At 71.1% G+C, this 7,196-nt stretch carries 6 protein-coding genes; 3 read left to right on the top strand and 3 right to left on the bottom strand.

Features of this window, described 5'->3' with window-relative positions; genetic code table 11:
* Positions 1–276: 276 nt before the first annotated feature.
* Positions 277–1,197 (top strand): NADP-dependent oxidoreductase, encoded by a 921-nt coding sequence (locus ACGFNN_RS15930; RefSeq protein ID WP_393556208.1) that lies wholly within the window; start codon positions 277–279, stop codon positions 1,195–1,197.
* Positions 1,198–1,232: 35 nt separating this feature from the next.
* Here ACGFNN_RS15930 and ACGFNN_RS15925 read toward each other — a convergent pair whose 3' ends face one another.
* Positions 1,233–2,201, bottom strand: a complete 969-nt coding sequence (locus tag ACGFNN_RS15925) for a GntR family transcriptional regulator (RefSeq protein WP_393556207.1) — start codon at positions 2,199–2,201, stop codon at positions 1,233–1,235.
* A gap of 169 nt (positions 2,202–2,370) precedes the next feature.
* On the opposite strand from ACGFNN_RS15925, the gene ACGFNN_RS15920 reads away from it, so the two are divergent.
* Complete coding sequence (locus ACGFNN_RS15920; RefSeq protein WP_393556205.1) at positions 2,371–3,471, top strand: FAD-dependent monooxygenase; 1,101 nt, start codon at positions 2,371–2,373, stop codon at positions 3,469–3,471.
* Positions 3,472–3,560: 89 nt separating this feature from the next.
* Positions 3,561–4,130 (top strand): GNAT family N-acetyltransferase, encoded by a 570-nt coding sequence (locus ACGFNN_RS15915; protein ID WP_393556203.1) that lies wholly within the window; start codon positions 3,561–3,563, stop codon positions 4,128–4,130.
* 47 nt (positions 4,131–4,177) lie between these two features.
* On the opposite strand, the gene ACGFNN_RS15910 is transcribed toward ACGFNN_RS15915, so the two are convergent.
* A complete protein-coding gene (locus tag ACGFNN_RS15910) occupies positions 4,178–5,761 on the bottom strand; it encodes a type VI secretion protein (protein ID WP_393556202.1) in 1,584 nt (527 codons plus the stop codon).
* A gap of 1 nt (position 5,762) precedes the next feature.
* The gene (locus ACGFNN_RS15905; protein ID WP_362674973.1) at positions 5,763–7,181 is read right to left on the bottom strand and encodes an ATP-binding protein; all 1,419 of its coding nucleotides are present in this window, start codon (positions 7,179–7,181) and stop codon (positions 5,763–5,765) included.
* Between the last annotated feature and the right edge of the window lie 15 nt (positions 7,182–7,196).

Below are 7,196 nucleotides of genomic sequence, written 5' to 3'. Positions count from 1 at the left end.
TACTGCAGGGGGGACCCTGTGGGAGAGTAGGACGCCGCCGAACAATTATTCCGGGAAAGCCCCGTGCCCTTGTGGCACGGGGCTTTTCTGCGTTCCGGGTACCTTTGGAGGCCGGCCCCACGAGCTGCGGTCCACCCGCTGGCCTGCCCGCCCATGACGTATCGTCGAGCTATCGGAGTAGAAACGTGCTCAGGGCGGGGCAGGATGCCGACCGGGGAGCACGCACACACGCGGTGTCCGGATGATCCGCCACTTCTTCCATGGAAGGAGTGCGCCATGAGGGCAGCACGGTTCAGCCGTTTCGGCGGCCCGGAGGTTCTCGAGATCGTTGAGCTCCCCGATCCTCACCCTGGTGCGGGCGAGCTACGGATCAGGGTTCACGCGGCCGGGATCAACGCCAGTGACTGGAAGAAGCGCCAAGGGCTGCTGGACCAGGAGTTGCCGCAGACCCTGGGCTACGAGGCCGCCGGCGTCGTCGACGAGATCGGCGAAGCCGTCTCCGGTGTCTCGGTCGGCGATCGGGTCTTTGGCGTCTCACCGTACGGGGCCGCCCAGGCGGAGCTCGCTGTGCTCTCGGACTGGGTCCCGGTTCCGGCCCTGCTCGACCACGCGCAGGCCGCCGCGATTCCTGCGGCGGCCGAGACCGCGGCCCGTGCCCTCGACCAACTGGGCGTCGCTGCGGGCATGGATGCCACTGTGGGCAGCACTCTCCTCGTCAACGGTGCCTCCGGCAGCGTGGGGCGTGCGGCTGTCCAACTCGCCAGGGAGCGTGGAGTTCGGGTCGTCGGTACGGGCAGTGCCGGAACGCACGATGATCTGCGCTCGCTCGGGGCCGAGCCGGTGGCGTACGGCGAGTGCATGACGGACCGGGTGCGGGCCATCCTTCCGGCGGGGGTGGACTTCGCGCTGGATGTCGCGGGGAGCGGCGTCCTCCCCGAGCTGGTCGAACTCGCGGGTACGCCTGAGCGTGTGATCACGGTCGCCGACTTCCAGGGTGCCAGGCTGACGGGCGTCCGCTTCAGCCGAGGCGACGCGGGCCGCGCCCTGTACGCCCTGGGACATGTCGCGCGGATGGTGGAGGCGGGACGCTTCTCCGTTCAGGTCGGCCGGACCTTCCCCCTGAGCGAGGTGGCGCACGCGCACCGCGTCGGCGAAGCCGGGACCCTGCGGGGCAAGCTCGTCCTGGTCGTCGGCTGACCGGTGCCGGACCGACCCCTGCCGGCCGGGCGGTGTCAGCGTCTCGTCGTGCTCTCGATGACGGGTGCCAGCCCGTCGAGGAGCGAGGTGAGGCCGAGCTCGAAGAGGGCGTCGAGATCGAGGTCGTAGCCGTCGCCGAATGAGCCGACGACCTTGGTGAAGGTGGGGAAGCGCCCGGAGTCGACGAGTCCTTGCAGGGCGTGGGCGCGGCTGTCCATCCACTCCTCGTCCGTCTGTCCGGTGGTGGCGGCGGCCTGTGCCTCCCGTTCGAGGTGGACGGCCAGTCCCTGGACGTGGCTGTAGAGCAGGACATGGATGTTGAACAGGGTGGTGTGGTCCAGGCCGTGGCCGTCGAGGGCGCTGAGGATCCACTCCCCGTGGACCATGAGGCGGGGCACGAGCAGGGGCCGGGTCAGCGAGGAGAGCTGGGCGAGCCAGGGATGACTCCTGTGCAGGGACCAGAGGGTGCGTGCGCCCAGCTCCAGCCGTGGCCGCCAGCCCCGGGGTACGTCGGCGGGATAGGCCTCCTCGCCGAAGGCGGCATCGGCCATGAGCAGGGTGAGCTCGTCCTTGCCGGGGACGTACCGGTACACCGACATGGGGGCGACGCCGAGGCGGGCCGCGATGCCCCGCATGGACAGGGCGGCCAGGCCTTCGGCGTCGGCCATGTCGATAGCGGTGCGGACGATGCGTTCGGTGGTCAGCTCGTGTGCGGGCGGGTCGGCCGGGGGCCTGTGTCCGCGGGCCGGGGCCGTCGGCGCGGGGGTGGGCGCCGACGCGACGACCGTGCCGACGCGTGGGAGTGCCTCGACCAGTCCCTCCAGGCGCAGCATCGTGAGGGCCTTGGTGGCCGTGGCGAGGGCGACGTTCCACTCGGCGGCGACCTGGCGGGTCGAGGGCACACGGTCGCCGGGGGCGAGCCGGCCCTCCGTGATGCGCCTGCGGATCTCCGCGACGATGCGCAGATAAGGCGGCCCGTCCTGCCCTGGTGTGAGCTCCGCCACAACTCCCTCTCGGCTTGACCTGTACTAGTGCAGACGGTACCAGCGCGCTTGGTTCCGCGGCGGGCTCTGTCCTAGGTCAGGCCGTGTGTGCGGGCGTTGAGCAGCCTGCGCGTACGCCGTACATTCAGCCCGGACGCGTTGAGCGTACGGCGTACGAGAGGGGATTGTGATGCGTACTGTTCTGGTTTCCGGTGGTGGGGTCGCCGGTCCCGCGCTCGCCTACTGGCTGCACCGCCACGGTTTCGCGGTGACGGTCGTCGAACGCGGGGCGGGGCTGCGGTCCGGCGGGCAGGCCGTGGATGTCCGGGGGGTGGCGCTCGAGGTGGTCGAGCGGATGGGCCTGCTGTCCGAGGCCCGGGCCGTGCGGACCCGGATGCGGGGCATGTCGGTGCTCGATCCCGAGGGCAGGGAGATCCACCGCTCCACCGAGGCGACGTACAGCAGCGGCCGTCTCGACAGCGACGACATCGAGGTGCTGCGGGACGATCTGGTGCGGCTGGTGTACGAACGCACCCGTGAGGACGTGGAGTACCTCTTCGGGGACACCGTCACCGCGCTCGACGAGGACGACTCCTGTGTGCGGGTGGACTTCGCCCACGCGCCGTCCCGGGTCTTCGACCTGGTCATCGGGGCGGACGGTCTGCACTCGACGGTGCGACGGCTGGAGTTCGGGCCGGAGGAGGACTTCGCGCACCACCTCGGCAGCTATCTGTCCGTCTTCAGCGCGGACAACTTCCTGGGCCTGGAGGACTGGCAGGTGTGGCTGAGCGACGGGGGGATCGGTTTCGGCATCATGCCGGTCCACGGGAACAAGGAGCTGAGGGTCGCGTTCGGCTTCGAGTCGGAGCCGCTGCCCCGGGATCCCGGCGAGCTTCGCCGCATGATCACGGAGAAGCTCGGTTCCCTGCGGTGGGAGGGGCGGCGCCTGGCCGAGGCCTCGCGCGTGGCGCCCGACTTCTACTGCGACGCCATGGCTCAGATCAGGATGGACCGCTGGTCGAAGGGGCGGATCGCGCTGCTCGGCGACGCCGGCTACTGCCCTTCGCCGCTCTCGGGCCAGGGGACCAGCCTGGCCCTGGTGGGCGGCCATGTGCTGGCCGGCGCCCTGGCCGCGGCTCCGGACGACCACGCGGTGGGATTCGCCCGGTACGAGGAACGGATGCGCCCCTTCGTCGCCGTGAACCAGGCACTGGCCACGGAGAACCCGGGGGGACCCGCCTCGGAGGAGTCCGTCGGGCGGGCCAAGAACGCCATGTCGCTGGACGGCTGACATCCGGCCGCCCACGTGCGTCGGCAAGGAGTCGGCAAGGCCGCGCTTTCTCGTTTGCCGCGCCGGGTACGGCAGGGGACGATCGGCGCATGGACTATGTCGTACGTACGGTGCGGGCCGATGACTGGGAGCGGGCCAAGGAGATCCGGCTGGCGGCGCTGTGCGACCCGGCGGCCCCGATCGCCTTTCTGGAGACGTACGACCATGCCGTGGCACGGCCCGATGTGTTCTGGCAGGAGCGGACGGCGAACGCGGCGTCGGGTGAGCATGTACGCCAGTTCGTGGCCGAGGCGCCCGACGGCGGGTGGGCGGGCACGGTGTCGGCGCTCGTGGAGCGTCCGGGGACCGAACCCGGTTTCGGGGAGGCCGCCGAGATGGACCAGTCCCACCTGGTGGGGGTGTACGTCCGGCCCGAGCACCGGGGCCGCGGGGTGGTGGACGCGTTGTTCCGTGAGGCGGTCGACTGGTCGTGGTCCTTGTCGGGGCCGCCCCTGGCCCGGGTGAGGCTCCACGTCCACGAGGCCAACGCCCGTGCGGAGGCCGCCTACCGCCGCATCGGCTTCGCGCCGACCGGTGCGACGCTGCCCATGCAGGGTGACCCGGCCGCGCTGGAGCTGGAGTTCGAGATCCGCCGCCCGCTGTCCGGCGGGAGTGGCTGAGCGAAGGGGGTGCCGGCCGTGACGCCCGCTGGCAGGACAGGTCCGGATCAGTGCGGGCCGGGAGCCGGGAGGCGGTCCTGCCAGCGTGCGCGGGCCTGTTCCTCGGACCGGAGCCGGACCAGGGCCGGCATCCCCTGGTCCTGTCCGGTGGACAGCAACTCCGGGAGCTGGGGAAGGGGCGCCACGGCCGCGACGTCGTCGAGGACGAGCGTCATTGGTGGGTCGAGCCGACCGTCGGTTGACCGTGCGGCCATGCGGCGGCCGTGCTCGACCACGTGTGAGGCGAGTGCGGTGAGCAGAGGCATCGCACCGGGGTGGTGGTGGGGATCCTCGATGGGTTCACCGACCACATAGAGCGTTCCCCCCTCGCGTGCAAAAGATTCCAGGGAAAGTGCATCAGCTCGAATCGGTGTGCACGCCTCCCGGATGTGGACCGAGGAGAGCGAGCTGAAGGCACGCACCGTCAGTTCCTGCGCCACCTCGCGGCGTTCGGGATATCCGGTGAGTGCCGACTCCAGGAGTCCGGCGAGCCCCGAGGCGGCCTTGGGGTGGCTGCGGAGCAGGCGGACCGGTTCGTGTCCACCGGAGCCCGAGGCCCAGCGGTGGACCTGCCGGAAAGGGCGGCCGTCCACCGCGGCGGCGTGCAGCCAGCACTGCAGGAGGGTCTGTGCGGTGTCCGCGACCGCGGCGTCGGACCTTGCCGGGGGACGGACCGGGGCGAGCAGCGCGGCGGCGCGGGAGGCCGCCGTGGTGGGGTCGTCGCAGCCGGCGGTGGGCGCCCAGTGCAGCCGGGCCGGGGTGTCGCAGAGGTGGCCGGGGTCGTAGACGAGGACGGGGCCGAGCTTGCTGCGGGCGTCCTTCGTCTCGGCCCAGACGCTGGGGTCGGAGGTCACCACGAGGGCGGGGCCCTCGGCTTCCCGGACGGCCTGTACGACGGTGGGGCGACGGGCGGCGGAAGCCCCGTAGAGGACATGCGGTCCGCGCGGCATGGGCACGAGCAGCGGCGAGGGCACGAGCAGTGGCGAGGGTCCGGGCTCGTGGGCCGATGGAGGCTCAGCGGTGGTACGGGGCGGGTCGGCGGGGTACGGGGCCGGCGTGGGCACGGCGGTGTGCGGGGCGCGGGCTGCGGGCGGCTGCGGGGCGTACGCGGTCGGCGCCTCTGCGGTGTACGGGGCGGGCGCCGGGGATGCCTCGACGGGGGGCGACTCCTGCGTGGCGGCTGCCGGGGCGTGGGACGTCCGGTCCTCGCGGCGGTGTTCGCGGACCATGCGCCAGCGGGTCACCACACCCAGCGCGAAGACCGACAGGACCAGGAGCACCATCACCTCTCCGATGAACAGCCCCCAGAACAGGCCGTACCCGGAGAGTGAGGCGGCCGGGGTGTCGGGCCAGGCGCCGGGCAGGTCCGTCGGCTCGACGGCCAGGGCGCGCAGGGCCAGTGGCGTCCGCATGAACGTGACGCCGTCCGGCCACCCGCCGTGTGTGAACAGCCCGGCCAGACCCGTCGCCGTCCAGGCCAGGACCGTCAGCGCGAAGAGGAACACCAGCAGGCCGATGAGCAGACCGTCCGGGATGCCGCCCTGTCCCTCGCCGCCGCGACCGGAACCACCGGAAGTCCCCTGACGCGCCATGTCAGGCCACCGTTGACTCGGACGACTCGCTCAGCCGTTGCTGGTGCTCGATCCGCGCCGCACGCTCCTCCGCCTCCAGCTCCGCCGCCCGTACGTCCTCGGGGAGCAGGTCCGCCGCCGAGCCCTCGGTCATCGCCCGGTCGGTGAAGACCAGCGGGCGTTCGGCCTCCGTGATCAGGTGTTTGACGACCTGCACATTGCCGTTGACGTCCCATACGGCGATACCGGGGGTCAGCGTCGGGATGATCTCCACCGCCCACCGTGGCAGGCCGATGACCTTGCCGGTGGCTCTGGCCTCGTCGGCCTTCTGGGCGTAGATGGTGCGGGTGGAGGCCATCTTCAGGATGGCCGCCGCCTCCTTCGCGGCCGCGCCGTCGACGACGTCGCTGAGGTGGTGGACCACCGCCACGAAGGACAGGCCGAGGCGCCGTCCGAACTTGAGGAGCCGCTGGAAGAGCTGGGCGACGAAAGGCGAGTTGATGATGTGCCAGGCCTCCTCGACCAGGAAGATGCGCTTCTTCCGGTCGGGCCTGATCCAGGTGTGTTCCAGCCACACGCCGACGATCGCCATCAGGATCGGCATCGCGATCGAGTTGCGGTCGATGTGGGAGAGGTCGAAGACGATCAGCGGGGCGTCGAGATCGATGCCGATCGTCGTCGGGCCGTCGAACATGCCGCGCAGGTCACCGTCGACGAGCCGGTCCAGGACCAGGGCGACGTCCAGGCCCCAGGCGCGTACGTCGTCTATGTCGACGTTCATCGCTTCGGCGGACTCGGGCTTCGGGTGGCGTAGCTGCTCCACGATGTCCATCAGGACCGGCTGGCGCTCCGTGATGGTGTCGTTGACGTACGCGTGGGCGACCTTGAGCGCGAAGCCGGAGCGCTCGTCGAGGCCGTGGCCCATGGCGACCTCGATGATCGTGCGGAGCAGGGCGAGCTGTCCCGTGGTGGTGATCGAGGGATCGAGCGGGTTCAGCCGGATGCCGTCGTTCAGGGCCGCCGTCGGGTCCAGGCGGATGGGGGTGATGCCCAGCTGCTCCGCGATGAGGTTCCACTCGCCGACGCCGTCCTCGCCCTGGGCGTCCAGGACGACGACCTGGCGGTCGCGGAAGCGGAGCTGGCGCAGCACGTACGTCTTCTCCAGCGCGGACTTGCCATTGCCGGACTCGCCGAGCACCAGCCAGTGCGGGGCCGGCAGCTGCTGGCCGTACAGCTGGAACGGGTCGTAGATGTATCCCTTGCCCGAATACACCTCCCGCCCGATGATCACGCCGGAGTCGCCGAGACCGGGTGCTGCGGTCGGCAGATAGACGGCCTGGGCTTGGCCCGTGGACGTGCGTACCGGCAGCCGGGTCGTCTCCACCTTGCCGAAGAGGAAGGAGGTGAAGGCATCCGACATGGCGGACAGAGGATCTCGCATGGCGTCACTGCCCTC

The organism is Streptomyces sp. NPDC048590 (genome assembly GCF_043199535.1).
Taxonomy (GTDB): Bacteria; Actinomycetota; Actinomycetes; order Streptomycetales; family Streptomycetaceae; genus Streptomyces.
Note: the sequence above shows the minus strand (reverse complement) of the source record. Positions and strands in the feature narration are given on the sequence as shown.

Excerpts from the sequence above, each read along its gene's own strand:
- ACGFNN_RS15930 (WP_393556208.1), top strand. The coding sequence starts at position 277 with ATGAGGGCAGCACGGTTCAGCCGTTTCGGCGGCCCGGAGGTTCTCGAG.
- ACGFNN_RS15920 (WP_393556205.1), top strand. The coding sequence starts at position 2,371 with ATGCGTACTGTTCTGGTTTCCGGTGGTGGGGTCGCCGGTCCCGCGCTC.
- ACGFNN_RS15915 (WP_393556203.1), top strand. The coding sequence starts at position 3,561 with ATGGACTATGTCGTACGTACGGTGCGGGCCGATGACTGGGAGCGGGCC.
- ACGFNN_RS15910 (WP_393556202.1), bottom strand. The coding sequence starts at position 5,761 with ATGGCGCGTCAGGGGACTTCCGGTGGTTCCGGTCGCGGCGGCGAGGGA.
- ACGFNN_RS15905 (WP_362674973.1), bottom strand. The coding sequence starts at position 7,181 with ATGCGAGATCCTCTGTCCGCCATGTCGGATGCCTTCACCTCCTTCCTC.